Genomic DNA, 26,318 nt, shown 5'->3' with positions numbered 1-26,318 from the left:
CGAGGATGTACCGAGTTTGGTACGGGTTTGTACCGGGTTCTCGTTTTTCCCGTACCAATATCTTAGCACTTATATATCAAATTGCCATATCAAAATACTAAAAGATTCGTTTGAGGTCATCCGCGATCTCACTTGGTAGTAAATCCACCAAATCTTGAGCTTCTAGTGTCATCAAAGGTAGATCGGCTCGGTGATCACAGTTTGAACACTGTACGAACAAGCTATCGGTTCGGGGGTTGTGCTTGACGTGAATCGAATTCTGTCGATTGCAGTCGGGACATTCCGAACCTCTGACTTGCAGCATATCGGTTAACTGACGCGCTTGCGACGATACCCCGACTGTGATGATACCTTTCGCTGCTTCAATCACGTCTGCTACGGGTTCTAGTAAATAATGCTTGTGAACGTGATAGTTTTGCTCTTTGGTGAAATCGTGTTCCGTTTGAATTTCTGGAAACTTGGTTTCGAGCCAGTGCATCTTTTTCGATTTGTTGATCTTGAGAAGAATGTCTTTGGAATTTTTGTGCATCCGGTGATCGGCGTGTCGGGTGCGGCTGTGATTTCCACCACTACACCCGCGCTTGATCTTCACGTCTTCAACATCATTTGACCAGGGATACCCCAATTGAAACCAACCACGTAACCAAGCAGCGATCGTACCCGCTCGATTCTGAAGTTGAGCCAGTCGATCATCGAAGTCAGGATGAGCGTTGAAAAGGAGTTTTGCTGTCTTACCAGATGTAGAGCGCGGTAGTTCTGTTAGCTGTCGGGCAAAGCCCAAAGTCATCACGATCTGAAACAGTCGATCAAGCGAGACTCGGTTGACCGTTATCTTATTGAGTTTTGCAAGTCCCTCTTGTAGCTGATCCTGTTCATCGTCCGTGAGTCTGAGTGTGATTTTGCGGTTCATGATTTTGGTTGGGGAATTACAAAGAAACCGCTCGACTGCGTTGAAGTGGTCGAGCGGTGGTTGTTGAAAACCACGAGCTTTTCGGTTGAACCTAAGTTAGGTCAACAAACGCAAAAACTGGTTTTTCTGAATCATCATGATCAAGCTGATCGTCTTGTTCTTGCATCAATTCCATCATGAAGCGACATTTACCAAACTCAGGATCGTGGTACTGATAGAGATAGAAATCTTTAGCACGATCGAACGGTGTTACACGATCGAGCGTCACCCATCGAATGAAAGGTTTATCGTCATTAGTGATGCTGAATTCCAGTACCAATCGCTGATCATCGGTCAGGTTGACGAAAGGGTTAGAAACGTCCTGCTGCAAAGTATAGATTTGTAGCGCGACATACTGACGCGCAGAAGCATCACTTAGACCTTTGGACTCAACAACGTGAAGTTCAAGTTTGTGAACAGGCAGATCGCGTTCAGGTGCATTGAGGTGATCAATCTTCTTCCATTGATCATTGTCGATCGTGGATAAGATTGCTTTGAAACCTCGCATCGATAGCGGTCGCACTGGACGTTTCACAGTACCAAAACCTTTGTGATTTGGTGCAACTTCGTGTGGAAGTCTCGCCAAAAACCCCGCTCGGTCGGGATAGTTGTGGAACAAGAATTCCACATCATCCAGCGTGAAGCCGTATAAATCCTTCACGACTAGATATTGACAAGCAATTTCGGAATATTCAGCACCAACATCGGTGATGATGACATCAACGAACGCTGTAAAAGAGAAATCGTCTTGAACTTGCGCGGCTGTCCAATTAACGATTTTGTCGCTGAAGTCAGGTTCAAGTAAAAGTTGATCAATCAACCCTCGAACTCTGAACTTTTCTCTAGCGCTTTCAACGGAGTAGCGCGATTCTGTACGCTCGACAAATTTATTGAGCATGATGGTGGTAGCACGATCTACCGCACCTTCAGAGCTACAAATAGCATCCAGAATCAAGTGACTAGGAAAATTGATTGCCATTTGAACGCGAATCACTTGAGCGGATTTGTTAGTGGTCTTGCGAAATTTCGTCATGTTGTTTTTCATTTGAATAGGTTAGATGTGCGAGTGGATGTCTATACCGACAAGCGCGTGTTACTGCTTGTTTTCGAGTGGTCTGAGTACCGATGCAATTAGTATAGCACTTTGATATGGCACTTTGATATACAAGGTCAATTAATGATCTGGCACTTTGATATACTGTTGTTACACGAATTTTTTTACTGGAGCTATTACCGTGAGCGTTAAAAAGACTTTGAGATTCCCAGACGAGATTGCAGATGCGGTTACAAAGTACGCTATCGATCGAAAATTTAGCTGGCAAGCGGCACAGCTTGAATTAATCACAGAATCGCTGATTGCAAAAAACTACGTAAAGCCCGAAGACCTCCCCGAACCGAGTGAGAAACGTGGTGGATACCGGGAAGGGGTTGTTAGTTATCATCGCAAAGTCAAACTATCCCGCGAGTTCACTGAAGTCCTACAAGCAGGCATTGACCCTCGTGAAGCAGGGTTTGACGTGGCGGAAGTGGCTGATGCAATGGGAGTCGGTGAAGCAGCGGTACTAGCGATGATCGCCGCTCAGTTAGGTTCTAGCACTGGTTCTAGTGCTGAAGATTCAGCATAAACAACGATCATCTTCTAATTTCCGTTGCACCAAAATGAAAACGCTCGATCCCCTGGTTCTGAATCTGAATCTGGGGATTTGTTTTTGGATAGAGTGTTAGCGATCGACGTTCGGAAGTCTGTTTCTGAATTTATGCGGTGACTTTCAAGTGGTTGAACAATATGGATGTATCGAAACATATCGTGGGGCAGCAGGAAGCCGCAGCATTCTTCTCGACTAAAAACAATGACATACAACGCCAACAGTGTTTTCTCAGTTGGAGTGTGGAGTTAGCAACGGCAATTCGGAAGCTCACCAATTCTGATGATCTGGACGCAAACATACTATTCGAGATTCTAAACTCTGTGGTAGTGGTAGCAGTCCTTGTCAGCGGTGAACACAAGCCGAAATCAATCGCTACCAATCGCTGCTGGTTAGCCCCAAGTCAACACTAACCTAGCTAAAACAGTGCAAGAATAGTGTCCATTAGTACGAACAATTACAAGGTTGATCCTCGTGTCCCGGTTTTTCTCGATTCCCGGCACACTACCACAATGAAAAACAAGTTACTGTTAGTTTGGCGTAATTTACTGCTGCGTTTCGCTATTTACTAACATTTGAAATTTGTATTTTGGGGTAAATCTAGCTGTTTCAGTGGACGTAAATCATGGACGTAGGGCTGTTTTAGTGGACGTAGACTGGACGTAAACCCCCATTTTTAGGTCGCGAGACATTGCGACACGGCAGCGTCGATCGTGATCTATAAGGACTCTGTGCCAGGTTCACACGATTTATCAAATGGAGTCACTCTCGTTGACTCAGTTGTTCGGGATGGACGTAGAGTGGACGTGCGATATAGCATCGGGTAGAAACAGTTTTCGTTTCGACGTTTTCAATTTTCTAACAGTTTGCGTTCTACGTTTTCGATAATTGATGTTAGTAAATACCCCTAAAAGTACCTAAAATTGCTCGAAAAAGCTGTAAAAAGCGTGTACCGTCCTTGTGCCGATTATGTACCGTTATTGGACAGGGTGTGGTCAGGTTTTGTGCCGGAATTGTACCATCTTTCTTAGATTCCCGGTACGAAATCAGAATTTCCCGGTACACGAGTCAAAACATGAAAATGTTCTGAATTGCGTACACTCTTCAATCAACGTAAATGTCACCAAGCGAATCGGTAACTGAAGGAATGATCGGTGATGCCTTGAAGGTTGATGAGATTCGATCGCTTTATTCTGAAGCCGAAACGTTGATGTAATAGTTGTTGATGTAGCCGTTGCCGTATCGAGACACGATCGAAATATTCATTTCGCACCGACCAACAGTACGGCAACGAAGACTACGTGGACTAACCTTCCCAATCGTTTTGTACCGCCACCGCTACTGACATCGCTACCTACACTCCAACCTCGAAAAAGATCGGTTGTAACTGATTTGATCAACACTGGCTATGGGCAGCACTCGAAACGCAGTACTCCATTCAATAAACAATGTCCAAATCAAAGCAAAAGAAACATCAACGCAGAGTAGCCACCGAACCAGTAGCGGCTCCCGTCATTCCTGAAGCAATCTCTGAGTCCGAAATAGAACTACGCCATCACTATCAACCCGAACGCCCACCATTACCAACCAAAATCTTATGAACGGGAAACCGATCGACCTTAGCCACTTGGTCAAAGAAAACGAAGTACCTGAAGTACCAGCTACCACCGTCACCGAGATCACAGCACCTTTACCGATCGTTCCGGTGGAACCTCGCGAAGTGCCCACGGTGACGACTTCAACTCCCGCTCTCAAAGTCAAAGTTCAAGCTCCACAAATCCCGAACCGCAGAAAACTATGATCCAAGTCTCAAATTTCGGTGAACTCGCTCACAGCCTTCACCAGACCATGCAAGCTGAGTTAGCAAAAAGACTCCATGCACAAGGCATCAGATTCACTCAAGTAGATCTCGATCAGTTAACGATCGACCTCTTCGCCTACTTGAGCCAAACGGCGATCGCTCAAAGATACCAAGCCCCTCTAGTGCAAGAACAATACAATCCAGCGGCGTTAAAGCACATCTCAGTCAACCCCAACTCTGCTGAAGCTAGAGCTTTGTTTGGCGCAGTTCCAGAAACCGTTGGCGTTGCGAAATTCGATATGGTGTCTCACCAAAACGCACCCGCAACGCCAGTTCAGCAGATACCCGCTTCACCAGCGAATCCGAACACGATCGCTATCGACAGTATCGAAGACCTTTGGAAGTACCGCTAGAAGCCGATACAAGCGAGGATTAGTTACAACTTCCATTCCGAGTGATAGCTAGGATCAATCTGACATCGTGCAGGTTAGAACCACTAAACTCCGAACAATTAGTCTTGTGTGTAATCGAACACCATTCCTTTATCTGGGGGGATTATGTTCAACTCCTAAACCGATCGTCATCTCCGTGGCGATCGGTTTTCTTTTGCTCAAGCTCTCTCTTTTCTTTCTCAACCACCAGCAGCATGAACGAATCCTTATTGCTTGACTTGCTTAAGCTATACAGAAAAATCGACTTCTGTAAGCTACCAGACAGCCTCAAAGACGTGGACACCCGCGCACTCAAACTTCTAGCCGAAAGATTGCACAAGCAGCGTCTAGCGCAATTTGACAGTGAATCGCACATCCTTTACATCGAGTTCCCCCCGGTTACTGGATTAAGCGATGATGCAACATTTTTATTGAATGCCGTCCGCGAGAAAGGACGCATCGATTTGTTTAATTGGATCGTTATGGGATGGTCGCAATCTCGAATGTTACAAATCGCGGACGAAGTTGTTGCGACAGGATGGGCTAGACGTGAAGGTGATAAACGCAGGTTCTTAGTGGTAGAGTTCAACACTGAAGCGATCGCTACTGCCCCAATAGAAGATCAATTCATCCAGGATTGCAAAACTCTGAAGAAAGCATTGATGCGGTCGGGCGGTTCAATCAACTTCGATAATCCACCGCATAGCTTGAGAGGATGGACGGCTGACAAATTCGAGCGCTGTGCGGTAGGACTAACCGACTCAGGATTTAAGGTCACATTAAACGTTGGATTCGGATGGGTCGCAATCCCCGGTTCAGAACCCAAGTCTGTGCAGAAAAGACAACCAATCCAAACCTCGCGCAAAGTTCGCATCAATCACGCTTCAAAACGAATTCAGGATTACGGAGCGGAATCTTTATGAGCCGAATTAATTACGTCACCGTCCTCACAGAAAATCCCAGACTGCCAGGGGAAACCTCCAGTTCAGAATCATGGTTACTCGAAGGTGCGGTCGATCGAGAGCGTGGCAAGCTGATTCTCACAGTCCCTATCGACACTGAGAAAAGTGAAGATCAGATGTCACCCCCAAGTATTGAAGTTTTGGAACCTGTCAGCGAAGAGTTCAAGTTAGCGATCGCTTCGGTAGCTCAGGACATTTCGCTTGGGTTCATCGTATGGCGCAAATTATTGCAGGATGCTACCGACGAATACTTCGGAGAAATCAGATTCGCATCGCTGCTTTTTTGCTTATCGAAATGGCGAGATTTTGTGCGTACTCAACAAGCCGAACAAGAAGCACGATCGATCCAAAACAGATTTGGAGATCCCGCCGCCACCGTAAATCCGTTTGGAATGGAATTAGGGGACTTAGGATGAGCGAAATCGCGAAATGTAAAAGATGTAACGCCAAGCTTGAAACAGCCACAGTCGAGTTTGAATTCCATTCCTGCGGGAGCATCAAAAAAAATTGGATTACGTGCTTGTGCGGATATGCCTTCGATTACCTTAGCCATCGCGAACTCGAAGAATTAGAACAAATAAACGATCGAGATTTGCGTGTAATCGCGGCTTCAAGAATGCTGATCGAGCGTGGCTTAACTCCGAAATTCAACCAACGTAGTTTGTTTTTTCCTATCCAACAAGCAAAGCCCAAGCCTGTACCCAAATCAGTCGAAGACCTGACATCCGCCAAACGTCAAGAGATTATCGATCGAGTTCGCGATACCGCGAAGGATACACTTAAAACCGAACTAGAAATTCATGGTGTCGAGTGTCAAGGCGACGACTTCAAAAAGCTTTGGTTCGAGTTGATGAAAGAAGTGATGAGCAAAATCATTTAAGTGCGATCCGTAACGTATGGAAGTTCATTTTGTTTCGAGAAGATCGCGTTTTGTCTCTATAGACACCGATCTAGAAGGTGAGATCGAGAAGCCAGCGAACACGATCGCCGCTCGATCGAATTATTCCGTTCCGAACAAGGAAAATTAAGAACCGATATCGCAAGGATGCTGAAAAAGGAGAAGCGTTGCCGAACGGTCACGAGTTGTGCATAGCACTCAGGATTCCGAATCGGCAACGCCTTTTTCTTGTGCCGCGACCAAGCTTGCCACCGAACAATATCGCTTCCCGTTCTCAAACCGTTAGTACCAACAATTTACTTGTTGTTGACGATCATTTGAGCAGCACTCGGTAGTAAATCAAATCTTTTGTAGTTCCTTGACTTCCCGGCATGATTACGAGTCTGCCACTTTGCGTTTGATCCAATTCCTACTTTCCAAACCGTATGTGTTAGTCCAGTGGTGCGGCTCTTGTATTCCCCAAAACAAACCTCTTCTTTTGGTTCGGATGCTGGCAAATCAAAGCAAAGATCTAGCAAATCGATCGTGTTCGGAAGTTGGTAATCGCCTTCTACAACTTGAGTGAGATTAAATAACCCATACGCAGCAGCATCGAGTTCGTCGGCAATCTTTTTCGCATAACGACGTTGCGAATCGACGGATAGCTTTGCAATCACTAAATTTTTTCGCTGATCCTCCGGGAAATGTCCGGGTCTAACATTCGGATCAGCAACTCGAAACTTTACAAAAGCGCAAGCCAATGCAAAATTTTGTCTTTCCTCTTCGCTCAGTTCTGGTACTTCTGGATGCGGCGTAATCCTTTTTTTATCGCTCATGGTGGCTCCTTTTGCTGCTGGTTTATCCGGTTAACTCAATTATAATCGATGTTTCAGCAAAAACTACGTTTTGGTTTTCGACTTTTTGCAACCTTTCCCCCGGTCAATCTGTCTCCTCCTCTAGCTTCAGTACGCTCAGGATAATCTTGAACTAGATCGCCACTTGCTTTCAAATCAGTGATCAACAAATTCTCGATGTACACAGAGACATTGACTCCTTTACCGCTTTGTTTTAATCGTCGGATTTTATTGTCAAGTGCATTCAATGTCTGTTCAGACAACATCAATGTCTTTTGTTTGATTGGGTTAAGTTCAGCTTCAGCCATAAATTAATTGATTGTTTACATGATGAACTACTTTTCTAATTTATCATCAAAACACTGGTTATGCTGTAAAATAAAAAATAGGCGCGGAAAGATCACCGCGCCAGTTCTAAAAAACTTAGGAGTAATGTAACAGATGAGTAACGCAACCGTCCAGCCCCAAGATACAGAATTTACCGTTGAGGAATATCTCAAACTTCCCAAAGATGTTTTTAATAAAATTTATAACCGTGTGGGAAGCAAGGGAACCCCGCTTGGTGATTTTGTACCTATCAAAAAGACCGTTCATCTTGGAACTGATAACGATCGCCTGAATGTGTTGTTAATTCACGCGATGGAAGCAGGGCTAGATTACCATCAACATCAGCAAGTGATCCAAGCGATTTCCAAAGAATTTGATATCTCAGAAATGAGTCTTCAATGCGTACATCGCAATCTGCTTGGAGAGAATATTCCAGAAAGCGAGGTGTGGGCTAATTGCAACATCGTTGCACCGAAACGCGAAAAAAAATCAGAACCTAGTTCAAAACCGACTAACGAGATCATCGAAGAAGTTTTCACCGATGTAATGGAAGGCAAAGTCGAATTTCCGTCCAACGTCATTAAAGGTAAATTTGGTGGTGACGAAAAAGAGAACACACCTTCGATTTCCCCAACTGAAACTGGAGAATACCGAGAAAATCTCGAAGCGTTGACGGAAAGTAAACAGAAGTTGAAAGACTTGGACGCTGCAAGATTTGATGACGAAAGCAAATATGATGAGATTTTTTGGCTCGGAGAAAAGTCAGTTTGGCGAAGCTTGATTGGACGAGATCGCATCTGGGCAACGTTGGAAAATCGTTATCCGTTTGCTTTGGGATACCTGATGGCTCATTTAGCAGCGATTTCGCCAAGCAACGTCGAACTGATGGTTCCTGGAACCGATGATGGACAAACCCCTAGCATCTGGTTTTTTGGGTCAGGTGAATCCGGTGTTGGTAAAGGTGCGGTCAACAAAAAAATCAAGCAATTCGTAGACGCGATGCGAAACATTAACGGTAAACGAACCTATGACGTGAAAGAACAGCAAAAAAAGCTAAAAGACGCGCTCAAACCAGCAAAAGACGGAGAACCATCAAAACCTCCGGTCACGTTTAATCTGGCATTAATCAATCGAATGCCTACGATGTTCGCGGGAGATGCAACAATCGCGGGGATTAGCAGCACTGCGGCAGCACACGAAGAATGGGCAGAGTTCAGCGAAAACAGAATCATCCCGTGTGGCATCACGATCAACCTTCCTGAAGGATCGCAGGTGTTTGATATGTTCAACCTGCTTGAACGTAAAGGTAATTCGGCAGCAACGCTCTCAGGTTGGTGGAATAACGAAATCGTCGATCGAGTACGTCAAGCCGATAGTGAATTCACTCCTATCAAGAACATCGTGTTCAATATGGCACTCACAATGACCGACAGCCAGCTTCAACAGCTAATTCAATTTGAGATGCCCCAACGAGGAAAATCACAGGTTGTAAGCGGATTTTCAGCCCGTCCTATCACAATTGCGGTACGCGAGAACTTGAAGAATTCTAAACCCGAACCCATAACAACCGAAAAAGCCAAAGCCGAAAAGCATAATCTAAATCGGATTCAAGACAGTCTCTCCACCTATCTACCGCAAGTGCAACAAGTGTTATTCAATCAAAAAACCGTTTGGTGGAATGCTGATCTCGCTGAGAAATACCCTGAAATCATCAGTCAAATCGATAAGCAAAAGTTGATTGAAGAAAATCCTGAATCAACAACCTGGAGAGCGTTCGCACGTAAACAAGAAGCGAATTTCATTCGGTGTTGCTACGGGTTCGCACTGCTTCGGGTCGTAGATGAAGCAATTCACTTCACGAAGCACCCTGAACTGATTGAGATCACAGAGATTGATGCAAATCGCGCAATGAGATTGATTCAGTTATCAATTGCAGATCGACGTTTTCAAGAATTCCAAGTAAATCAACAAAACGAAAAAATCGAACTCGATCGAGAAAGCGGACGTTCGTTAAAGCAAAATTCAGACCGTTGGTATCAAATCTTCACCAATCCCCAAAGCTTGAGTGCATGGATTGAAGAAAAGAAATCGGAAGGATGCGTTAAACCAGCAGATTTCAATCGCAAAATCAGTGGTGATGCCAGAAAGCGCTTAAAAGAAAAGTACAACATCAACGTCAACGAGGAAATCAAGAAATTCCTCGAAGCGTAATTCCGCAATCTGAAATACCACTGGCGGCAACGGTTCATCCCGAATGCCGCTTTTTTCATGCGAACTGCCCCAACAAAAAATTGTAGAGGGTTGCTGTAGAGGGTTGTAGAGGGTTGGTGCGATCTCTCTATCCCTTGCTATGACTGGAGTAGAGGGTGTAGAGGGTTGTAGAGGGTTTCATTCGTTGTTTCCAACGTAGAGGTTTAGAAAAAAATACGATACTAAATCCAATATGAGAATTATTCTTTCTTTATATATAAAAGATAATCCCCTAATGTTAGGGGTAAAACTAAGAAAAAATTATTTATACCCTCTACAACCCTCTACACCCTCTACACCTTGCTGTGATTGACGTAGAGGGTTTGCGTGAACCCTCTACAACCCTCTACAACAACCCTCTACACTTTTCTCAACGCTCATATCCGGTATCCCAACCGCTCATATCCGATAGTCGATCGTTCTAGATCGAACAGGTTTGCTCATCTTTGGGGAATTTCAATCGCAAACCTTTCTCAGCCCAGCGAAACCGTCGCTAGAACCGCTTTCAACCTTGAAAACGTCATATCAGCCAGCGAAGACGTTTAGCGGCGATCACCCCAGAAAAGGATCAGCGATCGTCGCTTCTCTCCTAACTAAAATCCCAACCTGTTCCGGGTGATGTAGTCATTCTGCAACTTCATCACCACTGCATCGGAAATGTCATCCACATACCAGGGGGAGTCAGCCCACGATCTGAGTTCACCGTGACTGTTCGCAAGTTTCTCGAAGTCTTCCTGACGCACAAATTTGTTGCCGTCTGGATCAGTGATGTATCTCACGGTCATGTTTGAACCGCCACCTCCAGATCGCTTGCTATCCCTATACGGCAACGTCGCTTCCAAGTCTTTACGACTCATTCTCGGATACGGCTCTAAATCGGGCTGTGAGCTACCGCGACTATAAAAATCAGCCATTGTACTCGCAGGTGATAAGTTGCTGTTGTAGAGCATTTGAAGTGCGGTAGCAGGAACTGTGTTTGGTTTGTTTTTGGTAAGCATTCCTGATACACCTCCTGTACCAAAGAAATTACCTCCTAAGCCCCCAAGCTTTGAAGCATCGAATGATCCTCCCTGCAAAATATTAAGCTGTGCTAGTGCTTTACGTGTACTTTCCTTCAATGAACTAGGGGTGATAGCTTTTTCGTTTTGATCAATCTGTTCGGCAAGCGTCAAAATTTTCAGCAACTCATCATCTGTAGCTCCGATTCCTCTAGCTTCGAGATAGCGGCGTAATAAGTTGAATTCATCACCTGCTTCTGAAATCTGTTCTTTTCTTCGGGCTAGTTCGCGATCTCGCTGTGCTTTGGCGTTGTCATCGGATTGTGCTTTCAAATCCTTTCTGGCGTTGACGACTGCATCGTTGGTTTTCTTTTTATCTTCCTGGAATTTTTTCAGCCTGTCAGCCGCGCCCCCTGTAAGTACGGTCTTACCTAAGTTATCCAAATTCTGCTTGTAGATGGCTTCGGCTTTTGCTTTTAGTTCGATCTGTGCTTTTGTATTTTGGGGAAGTCTGTCAAGTTGCTGACGCTGCAAATCGAGGTCTGCATACGCTTTCTGTTCTAAAGCAGTCAATGATTTTACGAATGCCGCTTCTTGCTGTCTTACTGAATTAAATTCGACTTCGACTGCTGCCAACTGTTTGCGGCGATCGCTCAACTTCCCATTCTCTTCTCGGATGTCAGCAGCGACTTTATCTAAATCCTGCTGTTTTTCGATTTTTTGTAATGAATTTAGAGGCAAGGATAAAGGCAAGCCAGTCAAACCCGGAACCAAACTTGTGAGCTTTGTCAGATTTTCAGTTGCAGTGGCTTTCGATCGTTGAGCATCTTGCAAACCCAACGGTAACAACGCCAAATCCCTGTTGTAAGCTGCTTGAGCTTTTCCGTACTGTTCTGTGCCTGTTTTCAGTTTTGTGAGGGCTACACGCTGAGTTTCGACAGAATCATACAGCTTTTTAATCGCGTCTGATGCACCGTACAACAACAACGTTTCATTCTCGTTTAATTGAACTCCAGTAGTCGTGGGTTTCGGTACAATATTGTTTTTCGGAATTGATGCCGCAACAATGTCATCCGAAAATTTGATCAACCCCGATGCTTTTGGTTGAACAATCTTACTCTTACGATCTGCGATGTCCAATGCTAACTTCAATCGCTGATTCACCAAAGTTGCAACTTTTGTTTTAGCCCCTTGTGTCAAGATTTTTGCGGTTTGTTCATTTACGATTCTGTCGAAGGCTAAGACGGCATTGTTATATCCGGGATCTCTTTTCGCCTTCAGATTTAAGACAGTGTTGAGTTGCCGCTCGATTACATTGACCGCATCTTGTTCTCTCTTAGTCAATGTGTTCATCAACGTGCGCTGTTGCTGTGATAAGCGTTGCAATTGCAATTGCTTATCGTCGATCGTTTTCTGCGCTGCTGACTGCTGTGCTGAAGATACTGAAGGTGCTGCTGCTGAAGTTGATGAGAGTGTGATTGCTTTTGGTTGCGGCACATTCTTCGATTGCTTGACAGCTACAGGCGTGGAGATTTTGTATGGCTGATTCTGTTTCGGAACAATGTTTTGGACGTTACCATACTGAACTTTGAGTTCTGTGGGCTTGTTCTGCCCCTGTAACCAAGCTGCAACCTTCGATTTACTGGCTTGATCAAAAACAACGATGCAACCTGAACTACCTGGCTTCGAGAGGCGATCAGCGTCGAAATGAATCCCGAAGTCCGATCGACCCTTGACGTTGTTGCCAGCACCCTTCAAATCAACGAACATTCCATTGATGCCGGGGTTGTCGTTTACTTGGTAGGTGTTACCGATGGCATAGCTACCGACAGGAATCGGAGCATTTGATCCGGGTAATGCGTTCCTTGAGTTGGACTGGGTGAAGACTTGCGTGTTCGGATTTCCTGAGTTCGTCAAGACTGAATCTAGAACTCTTCCGGTAGCACGATCGACTAAATCCATCTTCAGCAAATTCAAGCCTTTAGAATCCTTGCGTCCGGTATCGGTAAGCTTTAAGAACGTGCCTGTACTACCACCTCCCCCAATACCACCACTGATGACACTTGAAGCGATACTAGCGCCGATCGGTTTTGCATCACCCCCACCAGAACTAACACCTGTCGTTACTGCACTACCAATTCCAGCAGTCGATCGTGTTCCGACAACTTTGCTGTCTGTACCGACAGTGTATTTAGACTCATCGAATTGAACTTCAGGACGATCGCCACCACCACCTTTACTCGCGACACCAAAGCGATTATTTTTAATTGCATCTGCATAACGCTTGGCAACCCCAGGACTCGCTTCTAAGTGAAGATGCACTGCGTAGGCTTGTGCCCCTCCAGAACCAGTGCCACCTTGTATTCCAACCTTCTGTCCGAATTGAACTTGTTGACCGACCTTCACGCCAATCGATCGTAGATGAGCCAGCAAAATTTCTTCTTTGCCATCGTTGATCATTACAGTGTTGCCGTATCCGCCTTTGATGCCAGCGAATGTAACTCTTCCACTTACAGGGGAAGGTACTGGAGCAGCATCAGATCCCGAACTTGTCACCAAAGTCATGTCGTACACACCTTGACCCAAGCTATTTTTGGTGATTCCAGGGGTTGACGTGTTGTACGCACCGTTCATGTTGTGATGCGGTCTTAGAGTGCCAGAGTAAAGCTGTGATCCTCCTCCGGTAGTCCAGAGTTGAAATCCTCTGGTGTTTACGGCATTTGCGACACCACCCGCCATAGCACCAGCGTTCGCGGCTGTGACTTTGGCATTTTGCTGTACAAAGCTGTCAAGGCGATCGCCTTGTTTCCACTGTGAAGCTGATGTACCGGGGGCGTAATGAAAAAAGTTATCTCCTTGCTGACGAAGCTTGTCTCCGGGTAACATCGTGTGGTATTGCGTCGTACCCTTGAAATCGGTACGTGCCCCAACAAGCGATCGGGCTGCATTCACCATCTGGGGATTTGTCGCTGCTGCTAAGAAAGCATCAAGTTCTTTAGCTGCTTGTGCTTTGCTGATGCCAAGACGACTTGCAATTAAGTTAATCGCGCCTTCCCGTGAGTCGGTAGTTCCTTTCTTTACATCAAAAAACGGTTGATACTGACCCGATGCGTAGACTTGATCTTTGACAGTTGTACCAAATCCAGAAAAGTTATTTTTGGTACGATTCAGAATCGATTGAGCGACATCTACTTGTCCTTGACGCTTGCCATATCCAGCTTCAAGAATCGAAATTGCGGCTAGATTATGGAGTTCACTATTGGGGTTGGAAACAGATCCTCCGTTTCCACCTGCGTTGGTGTTGTCGTCTTTATTCAGTCCTAAAAGACCTTTTGCATAATCGAATGCGGATTTGAACTGTCCACCAAACCACGTCAAAACTGGTTTGAATGCTTCGTAAAGTCGATTTCCAAGCCAGGTAAACGTTTCGCTGACATATTTGACAACACCTTGCCATGCGTTCTGAACGTTGGTGAATACGCCACCGAACACACCTTGCAACCAGGGAAGTAACTTACTTCCAACCTGAGTGATACCGCCCCAAATGGAATTGAATACGTTCGTCCAGAAAGACGTAACGTTATCGAACAAGAATTTTACTGTGTCGGTTAGCCATTTCAGTCCTGTCCCACCAAGCCATGTGATGTTATTCCAAACCGTCGTGAATACGTTAGTCCAGAATCCGACCACACCATCAAACATGAATTTGACGGCATCTGTAAGCCACTTCAGACCCGATCCACCGATGAATTGAATTCCGTTCCAGATTGTGTTGAATACGTCCATCCAGAAGCCAGTTACCGTGTTGAAATACCACTTGAAGCCATTAATGATGAATTGACCGATCGAGCCGATCCCGTTTTGAAAGTTCGTGACCAGAGTATTAATCCATGAGCCACCTGCTGATGATGCTCCTTGTTCTACTCCGGTAGCGAGGGCTGATCCTGCTGATTGACCTGCGCTGGTTGCGGGTGCTTCTGCTGCTTGAGCCGCGCCTCCGAACAGCCAGTTTCCGATCGAACTGAACGCGCCTGTGATTCCATTCCAAATTCCGGTTCCGATGTCGATAACACCTTTTCCGACCCAACCGAAGAACCCCAAAATCTGTGTTGTTGTGTCTCTGAGTAAGTTACCAATCAAGCTGAAAAATCCAACGACAACTTCGCCAGCGAACTTGAACCCGTTACCGATCGCTGGGAAAAAATTGTTGACGTTGACGTTCATGTAATCAACGAACGGACGAATACGATCGCTTAAATTGTTTGCTGCTTGCACGATCAACCCGTTTGACCATTCGGCATAATCCGCAATCTTATTCAATACAATCGCAACACCTTCAAGTCCGGTATTAATTATCGGTAAAAGAATTTGGGCTACAGGCGTGAGAACGGCGATCGCTGCGTTTAGTCCCGACCCCAAAATACGAAACAATGGTGCTGCAATATTAAAAAGCTTTTCGGCTGTTGTTAATAGTGGGGGTAAAACTGCTGCGCTGAAACGACCGATTTGGTTGAAGAATTCATTTGCCATCGGTGCGATTCTAATCATCAAATCGCTGATTCCGTTCAGCATTTTGTAGCTGGCTTGATTCGCGATTTCTTGACCTGCTCCTGTTTCGTTTGATCGAAAGCCTGTCATGAACGCACCAACTGGATCTGCAACCTGAAGCGCTGCTCCTAGCTGTGATTTCAAGAAGTCAACTGCATTACCCCGACCATCACCCAACCCTGTAACCTTACCGTCTTTTACTTCGAGAGTTTTGTAATCGAGTTGTGGAAGTTTTGATATTGAATAATTGATGAAATCTGTAGCCTGCTTGAAAACATTTCGAGTTGAATTCACCACACCTTCTACAACACCAAAAATACCGCTGAACGTCCTGTGAATCTTGTCGAGAAGGGGCATCCATTTGTTTAGTAATCCTTCACCTTTTTCTAGATAACCGGGGATTTTCTTGGCGAAATCGATTAGCTTTCCAGTCCATGACACCAATCCCGAACCAATCTCTTCACCTGTCTTTCTTGCATTCGCTCGGAACTCTTGAGCCGATTTCAAATCAAATAAGTTCGCACCTGTGGGGGTGTTTGTCGCAACCTCGAACAGACTTGATGTGATTCCTTTGAAGATGCCGTATGCCATCTCGACAATACCAGCGATGCGAGTTACCACCGCTTCGAGTGCATTCGGTTTTTGTAGCTGCCCAGTAACACGATCGATATTTCGGGTGACATCCCCGATAATCCGGTTCGCAGTTTCGAGCAAGGGAGAAAATACTTTGGTGTTAGCGATCGCCTTCGAGACTGCATCAAAAAATCGAGTACCCGTCTCGGTAAACTTCTGCCATCCTGGTAGCTTTAACAGTTCACCGATTCCGGTACTAAGAGTTTTCGCTATCCCTGCGACTACTGGCAAAGTAGCTTGTCCAATCTGCAAACGAATTGTCTCTACAGACGACGACAAAATTTCTAGCTGACTTGCAACTCCAGCGGCTAACTTTCGATTGTTTTCATCCAGAGGATTTGCACCACGATCAATTGCTCCGTAACGTGCGTTGATCACTTCGCGATCCCTAGTTTCTCTTTCTCTAGAGACATTTGCTTTGAAGAAAATTCCTGAAGCTCTTTCTTGTAAAGCTTTTCTGAGAGATAATTCGAGGTTTTTGCTGTCTTGTGTGTTCGCGCCACCAAAAGCTTGAATCTTTTTGCGATAAGCTCCAAGCAAAATGTCTAACGTTTCTTCGATCGACTTTCCAAGCAACTGCTTTCCGTCAACGCCTAACACACCCGCCGCTTGATTTGAGCGAGAATAAAATTGCGTTAATCCCACACCTGCTGTACTAGAATCGATGCCCAATCTTCCAAGCCTGGACAGCAACTTAAGGTATTCGGTAAAGCTTGATCCGTCTCCGGTTTCAGTACGAATGTACTTAATCGACGTGGTTAAATCTTCGAGGGAGGATTTAGTTAATGTACTAGCAACGAATAACTGGTTGGTTGCTTTAGTTAATGCTTTGTCACCACGAATATCAAACGGCGAAACTGCTGACGCGACTTGAGTAGCAACCTTACCACGATCTTGTTCGTTTAAGCTTGAAGCAAGTTGCGAAATGGGTTTAAGTAGAGGTAATACATTCGATCCGGGTAGAGCCTTACTTAGTACGGAAATGATATCGGTTGCCTGCTTTGCGCTGATAATTTGATTGGGGTCGCCACCAGCGGCGATCGCTGCGTCTAGAAAGGCTTTGTTGTATTGTTCGGGTGAGCGTCCAGCTTTTTCAGCGTCCGTTGAGTTGGCGTAGGCTAACTGTGCGCTTTGCTGAGTTGAGATAGCGATTTGACTAGCCAACTTTGCGGACTGAATTGCTTCGTTGGTTGCCGCTTTGATAGTGTTGACGTAAGCATCCTTAACTGCGCTTAAACCTGATTGAACACCTTGCGTAATAGATGTGGTAATGCTGCTACCGATCGTTGCTGTAAACCCCAAGAAGACGTTTTCTAAGCCTGCTCTCAAGGGTGATGTAATGGCTGAAGTGATTGATCCGGCAACACCCGCGATTCCAGATAAGACGTTACCGAACATTCCTGCTGCGGTGAAGAGTCCACGGAAAGCACCAGAAAAAATCGAAGCTGCTCCCCTAGCAACTGCACCCACACCCGAAGTTATATTGCCAAAAACCGAACCCGCTGAAATACCCGATCTAGTTCCATTATTAAATCCAGTGTTAAATCCTGCTGCTGCTTGTCGTCCAGCGGCAGCGCTACCAGAAGTATTGATCTGGGGTAACACAGAAGCCGCACGATTAAAAGAGGATGAATATGAGCGACCGCTACGATCACCAGCCGATGCACTTTTTTTATCTAATCTCTCAAGCTTCTTTTCAATTGCGTCAGTGATGCCTAATCGAGACGTAAAGCCTTGATTGTATTGTCCAGCGTGTTTTTGTCCCGCTTTCTCAAAAGATCGCTCTGCTCGGTCTAATTGCTTGAGAAAGTTCTTGGTGTCGATTTCAACAGCGAATACAAACTTTTGGTCTTCAAGTTTCTTTCTAGCTTTTTTCAGACTTTCATCAACACCGCTGAGGTTAATACTTGAGTCGAAATAGACACTTCCTAACTTAATACTTGAAGCCACGATCGTATTGTCCCTAAAACAAGTGTGTATTTATGTTCTACAGTGACTTAAAAGAGATAGTTTCCGGTAATTTTAGGGGCTAACTGTATTGCTTTCGGTCACTACAAATAAGTAGCAAATCGGTAACGAATCAGAATTTTCCTGTTAAACACTTCGTTGTCTTTATCGACATTTTTGATTGTGTAAAAACGCAGATAAATTTATAAAGCGTGTGTATAGTTTGAAACTATGCAAACGAGATTTGCGTCAACATAACCACACACGCGCTAACAGAAAAGGAACTACAAAAATGTCCAGAAAACACGGTGTCGAGTTCTATGAAATCAAACTTCTCGAAGGTCTAAATCGTAAAGTTCAATGTCTAACTACACCATTACAGTTGAGTGTCAAAGGTGTTGACGGTAAAGCGCAATTTCGCTGTTTATTCGATGATTGTCCTCATTTTATTAAAGAAGGCAAACGTTACGAATGGGAAACGACATTTTACAGCGTTTACGGAAAAAGACCGACTGGTTGTAAAAAATGCAAACCGATGAGGTTCGCGCAATCTCTTAAGAAATCGGTTGAAGAGTATGAAAAGCTTCGGGAAGAAACGCTTGCTCGAAATGTCTTGTGTCTAAGTTCAGCGTTGGAAATGAATCAAGGAACAGTTGACACAAAACATAGCTTCCGTTGCATGACTCAAGATTGTCCTTTTTTTGAAACTAATGGTTTCTCCTATGAATGGAAAACGACTTTGGATGCTGTCTTCGGAAAAAGAAAAAGTGGTTGTAAATATTGCAGTATTCGTAAACGAGCAGATAGCGATCGATTAAGCGAAGGAGAATATGTAGTTCGACAGAAGCAAGCGCTAAAACGCGGTGTCATTTCGTTGACTTCACCTTTGGAAATGTCGAAGAATGACGTTAACACCAAATATAGATTTGAATGTGCGTTAGTGGAGTGTGGCAACACTTGGGATTCAACCCCGAATCATATTTTCAATGCTGAAACTGGATGTCCTTCTTGTGCAGATCGTATCAGAGGTGAAAATAACAAACTACCTGTATCCGAATACGAGAAGTTAATTGAAGAGGCACTTACAAGAAATTTCAAATGTCTGGACAGTGCTGAAGAAATGCGAGATAAAGGAACCAATGACAACACACATTGGTTTCAATGTTTGCTTCCTGAATGTCAATACAAGTGGACTGCCGCTATTGGTAACGTATTTCGAGGAAAAAACAAAACGGGATGTCCAGAATGCGGAGGAACCAATAAAAAATCAGTGAATTGGTACGAACAAAAACAACAAGAAGCGTTAGAACGGGGAATTCTTTGCTTGACTGATCCGTTAACAATGTCTGAAGGTACTCTTAATTCGGAGTACAAGTTTCAACACATCGCTAACGGATGCAATCACATTTGGGATTCAAAACCAAATCGTGTTTTAACTGAAAGAATGTCGGGATGTCCCAAGTGCGCCCCTAATGCAAAAAAAGATTTTGAATGGTATGAGGAGCAGCAATCTAAAGCGTTATTGAGAAATATTCGTTCACTCAGTACACCATTGGAAATGAGTATCGGTAACACTGCATCGAAGTATTGGTTCCAATGTCTTAATGAGTGCTGCGAAAATGAGTGGTACGCATCGGTCGAATGCGTATTTGGTAGTCGTCAAACTGGTTGTGAACCTTGCAATCGGAAAGAAGGACAAAAAGCGATCAAAAAAACTGAAATTGAATACGAAGTGTACCAGCACGAATCACTATCACGACAGATTCGTTCTCTCAGCACACCGTTGGAAATGAGTAACGGAAGAATGGACAGTGAACACAAATTTGAATGCTTAAAAGAAGGATGTGGTTATCAATGGGATTGCACACCGGAAAGAATTTTCGGAGGTAAGAAAACTGGATGTCCGAATTGCTATCAACGTAGAATTTGGTCTGATAGATATTCAGATAGTCCGTATTCAGCTATTCATAAACGATGTTCTTTTTCGGTTGATGACTTGAAACGGTTCGGGAGGTTTGATATCAAAGCGATTAAATCTAAGTTCAATCAAAGAGATGCGTTATCGAAAATCACCGGAGAAACATACGTTGTTGATCATCTTGTTCCGGTTGCATGGATCGATGATGAAAACATTGATGAAGTTCGCGCAATATGGAAAAACGAAAATCTTCGTGCAATTCATTGGAAACAAAATCAAGAAAAACGTGATCGTCTCACCGACGAATCCTTGCACGAAATCATCCTCAACCAAGAGCTTTTCAGAATCTACCAAATCGCCTCAAGAAAGCCGCTAGATGTGATTTTACGAGTGGATGCCTACATCACGAATTTGGTCGGGCTTAACGACCGGAACGTGTTTCTCAAGCTGTATCCGAACCTGGCGTATCTAGCTGACGAGTACGATCGGATGTACAAGCAATTTCATGTAGCCGCTTAGTTTTTCCCTTCAACAACTGTTATTTCCCCGGTGCATGACGGAGTGCTGGGGATTTTTGTGGTCAATTTGATTCTGACGAGTTATGTTTTTCGATTGCGAGAGTGTGTCTTGCCATGATCACCGCTTCAATCGTCGTATTGTGTCGCTTCGCGATTGCGGCAGCATCAATTAGAAACTGATCGATGTCTTCTGTGGTCTTAGTTGTCGGTTTATGTTTCTGCCAATTCGCCCAATCGAATGTTCCTGACGAAACTTGTCGTCGAAGCTCATGTGATTTGGCTTCGGCTTGCTTGATGCCTTCGGAGTTAGCTGGAATTCCAAGAGATACTCTATAGCGCATAACTCCGTTTCCGCCATGTTCGGGCTTCTTCGGCAACGTCGATCGTAAGACAAGTTTCTTGCCAACGATTTCGACTGCGACCGCTACTCCAGCCTCTCGCAGTCGGATGTTTAACTTTTCGACCGCACTCTCCACATTGAACTTACGCATGACTGAAAGAAAATTATCTGCTCGATATCATAATTCTCAGGCATCGCAACCAAAAAAGAAACATAGTGCAATTCGATTAGCGATGTCTTTAGAGACACTTTATCGGTCAATTTTGTACAGATGAAAGACAACACTTTGTTCAATACAATCGAAATGAATTTGATCGCACTCGGATGATCTTGTGGCAATCTTGTCTGGTACTAAAACGCACCAAAACGCACTAGCAATGCTCACGCCTCACACACCCGAATCAGAGCTACCAAATTCGATCGAAATCCTGCAACAAGCAATCGAACTGCTACAAGAAACCAAATCATTACTACACCGCATCGAAACCGAGTACCTTCAACCTCAACCCGGACAAACCGGAGAATGGGTTGATAAGCATCAGGCATCGAAGTTGCTAGGGGTTCACTGGCAAACGTTGTACAAGTGGACGAAAGACGATCGTAAAGGACTGATGGAAGGCGTTCACTGGACTAACAATGGCTATGAGGTTCTTTACCATCGCGAACTATTGGCAGACTGGTACAGGAATCGTCACGATCCATCGGCTCACTTGCGGCTAGTCGAGAGTTATCAGCGATCAAGAGCGGCATCAACACGATCGAAACAACCGCGAAAACGGAGTGCTTAATCATCGAGAATGTCAGGCATTCTGATTTCGCCCACATCGTCAAGATAGTACTGTTTCAACACTTTGGGGTCATGCCGAGTCAGACGTGCAGTTTCTTCAACACTCAACCCCGAACCATAAACTGCATGACTGACAAATGTTTTTCTTGATGTATAAGGCTTGCGATACTCAATATTTAGCTTGCCTAAGATTGTCTTCCACGCTCTAGCCGCAAAATCTTTTTGATTGATATGTTTGCCTCTAGGACTCGGAAACACTAACCCTTCCGGGTCAAAGTTCGGAGGTCTGCGTTTGAGCAAAATTTCCTGTATTCGGGGTGGAATCGGAACATGAGCGGCATTATTCGCCTTTGTCGCTTTGCGCTTGCCCCTGACAGTGACGGATTCTCCGATCCACACAACCGAACAGTCTTCGTTGAGATGCTTCCACTTCAACGCATTGATTTCGCCTGTCCTGGTTCCGATCGACAATAACGTTTCGACGTAATCTGCATAAAAAGCGTAATCAGCATCAGTTCTGAACGCTACGATAATCTGCTTAATTTCATCTTTCGTAAACGGCTTTGCGCCTTGTGAGGGTGCGACTTTAATCCGCTTGTGAATCGTTGTCCAGGGGTTAGACGTAGCTGTATCTCCGACAACCAGTTTCTTCTCGATCCCCCACGTCCAACACGCCTTCAACATCGCCATTCTTTCTCGTAACGTGATGGGTTGGATGTGTTCGGCTAGATAGTCGCGAAATTCTGCTGCCCTGTTTTCTGTGACCGATGACACGATTGCATTTTTGAAGAAAGTTTTCAGATGATTGTGCAGTGATCGGTACTTAAATAAAGTATCTTCGTAGACTTTTTCGACGTTGGCTTTGTAATCGATGAATTTCTCGAATAAATCCACCACCTTCAATGTTGAACTACCCCGTGTGGATTTGCCAGCATATTTTTCCAGTGAGGGATCAAAATGGCGATTGAACAAATCCGACTCAATCTCCTTCGCCTTCGATTCTGCAAGTTTGCGATTTGTTAAGGTATCGGGTAATCCCAAGGCTAATTGAAATCGCTTGCCAGTGCCTCCAAGCGATTTTGCCCATGACCATCTGAGTCTGAGGCGATCGTCAATCGATTCTACTTTCACGCTACATTCGGGTTCTCTCTGCCAGCGACGCTCTCCTCTCGGATCGCTTCTCGATCGCCGTTTGGGTTTTTCTTCGGGGCTGTCGTCTGGGGGGCTGTTCGTATGTGAAGACATGGTGCGAAGTGGAAATTGGAGTGTGGGGGTGGATCTTCGCACCAGTTTCGCACCAGTAAACCTACCAAATCAAGTGAAATCGTACCAGCTTCGTACCAAGTGATGCACCAACAACCGTGATTCTATCGAAAAAGAGAAAGGGCTGAAAGCCTTAGCCTTCAACCCTTTCATCTAATCGGAGCGGCGGGATTTGAACCCACGACCCCTACTACCCCAAAGTAGTGCGCTACCAAGCTGCGCTACGCCCCGACGCGCTTCCTGGTCAACCTCGATCGAGATTCCAGTCAGCTAATACCACTTATTTAGAAGTCTAAAACTGGCTCTACCGCTTTTTGCGACCAGTTTCTTCGCCCCATTTCCGTGGTAGATCAAATCGTATCACAAATTGTCGGAAGAGATCACGCAATTCATTTCAAATTCATTCTGCCAGCATCCCAAGGATTCGCAGCAGAGAAAAACAGAGGGTAAATCGATCACTTCTTTTCCGATCGCGCAATTCCCGTCGAATGGTTGCGTGTTTTATCAGGCTCTACAACGTTTGGAGTGGAACAGGATGAGTTGGGGGAGGAAAAGCTGCATCTAAAATGGTTAGTTCTTCTGGACTCAGTTTGAGGTCCAAGGCAGCGCGATTTTGCTCGATATGCTCGATTCGACTGGCTTTTGGAATGACGATGACGTTTTCTTGATGCAGTAACCAGGCGATCGCAATTTGCGCGATCGTCACTCCACGAGTTTGAGCCATGTCTTGTAATCGTCGATCGCTTAGTAATCGTCCTTGCTCGATCGGGGAATATGCCATCACCGGAATTCGCCGCTGACAACACCAGGGTAAGAGATCCAATTCAATGCCGCGTCGAGTCAGATTGTAAAGGACTTGATTCGTGACGATCCGAGTTCCACCTTTGAGTAAAGAGGCTTCCTGCACATCTTCCGAATCAAAATTACTCACACCATAGCTACGAATTTTGCCTGCTTGTTGCAGCGTTTGAAAAGCTTCTAATGTTTCTGCTAATGGGATAGAGCCTCGCCAGTGTAGTAGGTAAAGATCGAGGTAATTTGTGTTAAGCCGTTTTAAACTTCGTTCACAAGCCGCGATCGCGCCTCGTTTTGAGGCATTGTGGGGATAGACTTTGCTGACTAAAAACACTTCTGTGCGGCGATGAGCGATCGCTTGAGCAATCACTTTTTCTGATCCTCCTTCCCCATACATTTCGGCAGTATCAATTAGGGATAGTCCTAGATCCAGCCCGTGACGCAGAGCAGCAACTTCAGTCGCAAAATCGTGATCCTTTTCGCCCATTTGCCAAGTGCCCATGCCGAGAACCGGAATCGTTTGTCCAGAGAGAAGGTTTAGAGTTCGCATTATCAGGGTATTCAAGCATCGAGATTCACCCTAGCAAAGTCGCTGATTTACAGAGTCGCCCTGAAGTGAGAAATCAAAACTAGGTGAGTGGTGAAAATTGCACCTATCTTTAGAAAGCCCGAAATTTCTCTAGCATTCTCAGCATTCGCCCAACCTACAATCTTGAGATAGGCATCTTCGATTCGTGCAGAAGACTTATTGTTGAATCTGTTCTTTGAAGTTCTGAGTAGTGAGCATTCGTAGAAGATCTTTTCGGGTGAAGGGCTTTTGTAAAACTCCCTCAAAGCCAAGATTTTTCGCTTGGGCTACGAGTTCGGTTGCAGTGAGACCACTCATCGCGATCGCACAAAGCTCCGGGTTAAATCGACGCAACAAGGGTAAAGTCACAAACCCGTCTAAGGTTGGCATCATTAAATCCATTAACACACATCGAATCTTTTGCTGATGTTGAGCCATTAATGCAACGGCTTCAATACCATCCTGAGCAATTAGAACCTGATAATCTTGGGCAATTAGCGTTTCTCTCATGGTTTCACAGATTGCTACTTCATCATCCACAATCAGAATTAATTGTTGCTGACCCGATCGAAGTTCTATTTCTTCATCGATCGTTGGTGCAATGGTACGACTCGCAGGCAGAAAAATTCTAAATTGACTGCCTTTGTTGACTTCACTTTGAACATCAACAAATCCACCATGACTTTTCACAATGCCTAGCAGCGCAGAGAGTCCTAGACCTGTCCCTTTGCCGACTTCTTCGGTGGTGAAGAATGGATCAAAAATACGATGGAGATGTTCGGGTGCAATCCCCATTCCTGTATCTGCAACGGTCACAAGGATATAAGCACCCACCTTTGCATCTAAGTGCATTCGCGCATATTGTTTATCGATCGAGAAGTTTTCAGCTTTGAGTGTTAATGTTCCGCCTTGAGGCATTGCATCGCGAGCATTCACACAGAGATTCATCAGCACTTGGTGGAGTTGAGTTGCATCCCCGGAAATTAGCCAAAGGTTTGGATCGATGTTGGTGGTAATGTTGATCGACTTTGGTAATGTTTGCTCGATGATTTGTTTGACTTCGAGTAGTAGATGATTCAACTGTAAAGCGATCCGTCGCCCTTCTACACCACGAGCAAAGGTTAGGATCTGTTTGATTAAATCGGCTCCTCGGCGGGCACTCGCTTCAGCCGTTTTTAGTAAATGGCGATTTTGATCACTTAGCTCAGGAATTTTGAGCGGTAGTAACTGTAGTACTGCAAGAATCGGCGTAAGAATATTGTTCAAATCATGAGCAATTCCTCCTGCCAATGTACCTAAGCTTTCAAGTCGCTGCGCTCTGAGGAATTGAGCTTCAAGTTGTTTTTTCTCGGTGATATCCATGTGAATACCGAGCATTCGGAACGGTCGATCGCTATCAAAGAATAAACTACTTTGAACTGCGATCCAATGAGTGCTACCACTGCTGTGTAGAATCCGAAACTCAGTCTCCAATCCATGTTTATTGTCGATCGCATGTTGAAGTTCTTGCTCGATGCGGCTGCGATCGTCTGGATGCAGGGTTTGAATCCAATCATCGTAATGTCCGTCAAAGCTACCCGGTGCGAGTCCGTAAAGTGCTTCTACTTCGGCTGTCCAAGACACTGTATTTGTTTGCACATTCCATTCAAAAGTTCCGGTTTTCCCTGCTTTTTGAGCAAGTTCTAGTCGCTCTTGAATTTTCTGAGCGCGATCGATTTCTTCTTGAAGTCGTCGATTCGCCGTTTCAAGATCGATCGTGCGTTCTCGGATTCGCTCTTCTAACCCAAGTTGCGGGTTAGGCAAGCCAGAGAAGCATTGTATGGATGAGCGCAGAGAAACGGCGCAGCCATCGCTGCGCTTCTGCTCTACTAAGTGGCTCTGTACGTGCTAGGAAATGAAAGCAGAG

Annotated in this window: 20 protein-coding genes and 1 tRNA gene; 11 read left to right on the top strand and 10 right to left on the bottom strand. The window is 45.0% G+C overall.

The window, feature by feature from the left end:
- Positions 1–97: 97 nt before the first annotated feature.
- Both ACQ4M5_RS37930 and ACQ4M5_RS37925 read right to left on the bottom strand, forming a co-directional pair.
- The gene (locus ACQ4M5_RS37930) at positions 98–910 is read right to left on the bottom strand and encodes a hypothetical protein (protein WP_430680974.1); all 813 of its coding nucleotides are present in this window, start codon (positions 908–910) and stop codon (positions 98–100) included.
- 91 nt (positions 911–1,001) lie between these two features.
- Positions 1,002–1,982, bottom strand: coding sequence for a hypothetical protein (locus ACQ4M5_RS37925; protein WP_430680973.1), 981 nt, complete (start codon positions 1,980–1,982; stop codon positions 1,002–1,004).
- 202 nt (positions 1,983–2,184) lie between these two features.
- Here ACQ4M5_RS37925 and ACQ4M5_RS37920 point away from each other — a divergent pair, with 202 nt between their 5' ends.
- From ACQ4M5_RS37920 to ACQ4M5_RS37885, 8 genes are all read left to right on the top strand, one after another.
- The gene (locus ACQ4M5_RS37920) at positions 2,185–2,574 is read left to right on the top strand and encodes a hypothetical protein (protein WP_430680972.1); all 390 of its coding nucleotides are present in this window, start codon (positions 2,185–2,187) and stop codon (positions 2,572–2,574) included.
- 161 nt (positions 2,575–2,735) lie between these two features.
- Entirely contained in the window at positions 2,736–3,008 is a 273-nt protein-coding gene (locus ACQ4M5_RS37915) for a hypothetical protein (protein ID WP_430680971.1), read from the top strand.
- 1,035 nt (positions 3,009–4,043) lie between these two features.
- Complete coding sequence (locus ACQ4M5_RS37910; protein WP_430680970.1) at positions 4,044–4,196, top strand: hypothetical protein; 153 nt, start codon at positions 4,044–4,046, stop codon at positions 4,194–4,196.
- On the top strand, positions 4,193–4,396 hold the full coding sequence (locus tag ACQ4M5_RS37905; RefSeq protein ID WP_430680969.1) for a hypothetical protein: 204 nt from the start codon (positions 4,193–4,195) through the stop codon (positions 4,394–4,396). The genes ACQ4M5_RS37910 and ACQ4M5_RS37905 overlap by 4 nt, the downstream gene beginning before the upstream one ends.
- Complete coding sequence (locus tag ACQ4M5_RS37900) at positions 4,393–4,809, top strand: hypothetical protein (protein WP_430680968.1); 417 nt, start codon at positions 4,393–4,395, stop codon at positions 4,807–4,809. Before ACQ4M5_RS37905 ends, ACQ4M5_RS37900 begins: the two co-directional genes overlap by 4 nt.
- 233 nt (positions 4,810–5,042) lie before the next feature.
- The gene (locus ACQ4M5_RS37895; RefSeq protein WP_430680967.1) at positions 5,043–5,750 is read left to right on the top strand and encodes a hypothetical protein; all 708 of its coding nucleotides are present in this window, start codon (positions 5,043–5,045) and stop codon (positions 5,748–5,750) included.
- The gene (locus tag ACQ4M5_RS37890) at positions 5,747–6,205 is read left to right on the top strand and encodes a hypothetical protein (protein WP_430680966.1); all 459 of its coding nucleotides are present in this window, start codon (positions 5,747–5,749) and stop codon (positions 6,203–6,205) included. Before ACQ4M5_RS37895 ends, ACQ4M5_RS37890 begins: the two co-directional genes overlap by 4 nt.
- 104 nt (positions 6,206–6,309) lie before the next feature.
- The gene (locus tag ACQ4M5_RS37885; protein ID WP_430680965.1) at positions 6,310–6,669 is read left to right on the top strand and encodes a hypothetical protein; all 360 of its coding nucleotides are present in this window, start codon (positions 6,310–6,312) and stop codon (positions 6,667–6,669) included.
- A gap of 314 nt (positions 6,670–6,983) precedes the next feature.
- Here the strand turns inward: ACQ4M5_RS37885 and ACQ4M5_RS37880 are convergent, their stop codons facing one another.
- Positions 6,984–7,502, bottom strand: a complete 519-nt coding sequence (locus ACQ4M5_RS37880; RefSeq protein ID WP_430680964.1) for a hypothetical protein — start codon at positions 7,500–7,502, stop codon at positions 6,984–6,986.
- 53 nt (positions 7,503–7,555) lie between these two features.
- Positions 7,556–7,828 (bottom strand): hypothetical protein, encoded by a 273-nt coding sequence (locus ACQ4M5_RS37875; protein WP_430680963.1) that lies wholly within the window; start codon positions 7,826–7,828, stop codon positions 7,556–7,558.
- A 133-nt stretch (positions 7,829–7,961) separates the two neighbouring features.
- On the opposite strand from ACQ4M5_RS37875, the gene ACQ4M5_RS37870 reads away from it, so the two are divergent.
- Positions 7,962–10,058 (top strand): DUF3987 domain-containing protein, encoded by a 2,097-nt coding sequence (locus tag ACQ4M5_RS37870; RefSeq protein WP_430680962.1) that lies wholly within the window; start codon positions 7,962–7,964, stop codon positions 10,056–10,058.
- Positions 10,059–10,690: 632 nt separating this feature from the next.
- Here the strand turns inward: ACQ4M5_RS37870 and ACQ4M5_RS37865 are convergent.
- On the bottom strand, positions 10,691–18,226 hold the full coding sequence (locus tag ACQ4M5_RS37865; RefSeq protein ID WP_430680961.1) for a peptidoglycan DD-metalloendopeptidase family protein: 7,536 nt from the start codon (positions 18,224–18,226) through the stop codon (positions 10,691–10,693).
- Positions 18,227–18,515: 289 nt separating this feature from the next.
- Here ACQ4M5_RS37865 and ACQ4M5_RS37860 point away from each other — a divergent pair, with 289 nt between their 5' ends.
- Positions 18,516–20,660: a hypothetical protein gene (locus tag ACQ4M5_RS37860; RefSeq protein ID WP_430680960.1), complete on the top strand. Its 2,145-nt coding sequence runs from the start codon at positions 18,516–18,518 to the stop codon at positions 20,658–20,660.
- A gap of 61 nt (positions 20,661–20,721) precedes the next feature.
- Here ACQ4M5_RS37860 and ACQ4M5_RS37855 read toward each other — a convergent pair whose 3' ends face one another.
- Entirely contained in the window at positions 20,722–21,150 is a 429-nt protein-coding gene (locus tag ACQ4M5_RS37855) for an Arm DNA-binding domain-containing protein (protein ID WP_430680959.1), read from the bottom strand.
- Between the two features lie 181 nt (positions 21,151–21,331).
- Between ACQ4M5_RS37855 and ACQ4M5_RS37850 the strand changes: the two genes are divergently transcribed.
- Positions 21,332–21,787 carry a hypothetical protein gene (locus tag ACQ4M5_RS37850; RefSeq protein WP_430680958.1) on the top strand — a complete coding sequence of 152 codons (456 nt, stop codon included), beginning with the start codon at positions 21,332–21,334 and terminating at the stop codon, positions 21,785–21,787.
- Here the strand turns inward: ACQ4M5_RS37850 and ACQ4M5_RS37845 are convergent.
- The 4 genes from ACQ4M5_RS37845 to ACQ4M5_RS37830 all read right to left on the bottom strand — a co-directional run bounded on the left by ACQ4M5_RS37845 (position 21,784) and on the right by ACQ4M5_RS37830 (position 26,215).
- On the bottom strand, positions 21,784–23,031 hold the full coding sequence (locus tag ACQ4M5_RS37845; protein ID WP_430680957.1) for a tyrosine-type recombinase/integrase: 1,248 nt from the start codon (positions 23,029–23,031) through the stop codon (positions 21,784–21,786). The genes ACQ4M5_RS37850 and ACQ4M5_RS37845 overlap by 4 nt on opposite strands.
- 175 nt (positions 23,032–23,206) lie before the next feature.
- Positions 23,207–23,280: transfer RNA gene (locus ACQ4M5_RS37840), tRNA-Pro, on the bottom strand.
- A gap of 280 nt (positions 23,281–23,560) precedes the next feature.
- Positions 23,561–24,394 carry an aldo/keto reductase gene (locus ACQ4M5_RS37835; RefSeq protein ID WP_430680956.1) on the bottom strand — a complete coding sequence of 278 codons (834 nt, stop codon included), beginning with the start codon at positions 24,392–24,394 and terminating at the stop codon, positions 23,561–23,563.
- Between the two features lie 195 nt (positions 24,395–24,589).
- Positions 24,590–26,215 carry a hybrid sensor histidine kinase/response regulator gene (locus ACQ4M5_RS37830; protein ID WP_430680955.1) on the bottom strand — a complete coding sequence of 542 codons (1,626 nt, stop codon included), beginning with the start codon at positions 26,213–26,215 and terminating at the stop codon, positions 24,590–24,592.
- Positions 26,216–26,318: the final 103 nt, after the last annotated feature.

The organism is Leptolyngbya sp. AN10 (assembly GCF_050565645.1).
In the GTDB taxonomy this organism is placed as follows: domain Bacteria; phylum Cyanobacteriota; class Cyanobacteriia; order Leptolyngbyales; family Leptolyngbyaceae; genus Leptolyngbya.
The sequence above is the reverse complement of the archived record's forward strand: the minus strand, read 5'-3'. Positions and strand labels throughout refer to the sequence as shown.

Bases quoted from the DNA above. Each gene is read 5' to 3' on its own strand.
- ACQ4M5_RS37930 (WP_430680974.1), bottom strand. From the start codon at position 910: ATGAACCGCAAAATCACACTCAGACTCACGGACGATGAACAGGATCAG.
- ACQ4M5_RS37925 (WP_430680973.1), bottom strand. From the start codon at position 1,982: ATGACGAAATTTCGCAAGACCACTAACAAATCCGCTCAAGTGATTCGC.
- ACQ4M5_RS37915 (WP_430680971.1), top strand. From the start codon at position 2,736: ATGGATGTATCGAAACATATCGTGGGGCAGCAGGAAGCCGCAGCATTC.
- ACQ4M5_RS37910 (WP_430680970.1), top strand. From the start codon at position 4,044: ATGTCCAAATCAAAGCAAAAGAAACATCAACGCAGAGTAGCCACCGAA.
- ACQ4M5_RS37905 (WP_430680969.1), top strand. From the start codon at position 4,193: ATGAACGGGAAACCGATCGACCTTAGCCACTTGGTCAAAGAAAACGAA.
- ACQ4M5_RS37900 (WP_430680968.1), top strand. From the start codon at position 4,393: ATGATCCAAGTCTCAAATTTCGGTGAACTCGCTCACAGCCTTCACCAG.
- ACQ4M5_RS37895 (WP_430680967.1), top strand. From the start codon at position 5,043: ATGAACGAATCCTTATTGCTTGACTTGCTTAAGCTATACAGAAAAATC.
- ACQ4M5_RS37890 (WP_430680966.1), top strand. From the start codon at position 5,747: ATGAGCCGAATTAATTACGTCACCGTCCTCACAGAAAATCCCAGACTG.
- ACQ4M5_RS37880 (WP_430680964.1), bottom strand. From the start codon at position 7,502: ATGAGCGATAAAAAAAGGATTACGCCGCATCCAGAAGTACCAGAACTG.
- ACQ4M5_RS37875 (WP_430680963.1), bottom strand. From the start codon at position 7,828: ATGGCTGAAGCTGAACTTAACCCAATCAAACAAAAGACATTGATGTTG.
- ACQ4M5_RS37870 (WP_430680962.1), top strand. From the start codon at position 7,962: ATGAGTAACGCAACCGTCCAGCCCCAAGATACAGAATTTACCGTTGAG.
- ACQ4M5_RS37860 (WP_430680960.1), top strand. From the start codon at position 18,516: ATGTCCAGAAAACACGGTGTCGAGTTCTATGAAATCAAACTTCTCGAA.
- ACQ4M5_RS37855 (WP_430680959.1), bottom strand. From the start codon at position 21,150: ATGCGTAAGTTCAATGTGGAGAGTGCGGTCGAAAAGTTAAACATCCGA.
- ACQ4M5_RS37845 (WP_430680957.1), bottom strand. From the start codon at position 23,031: ATGTCTTCACATACGAACAGCCCCCCAGACGACAGCCCCGAAGAAAAA.
- ACQ4M5_RS37835 (WP_430680956.1), bottom strand. From the start codon at position 24,394: ATGCGAACTCTAAACCTTCTCTCTGGACAAACGATTCCGGTTCTCGGC.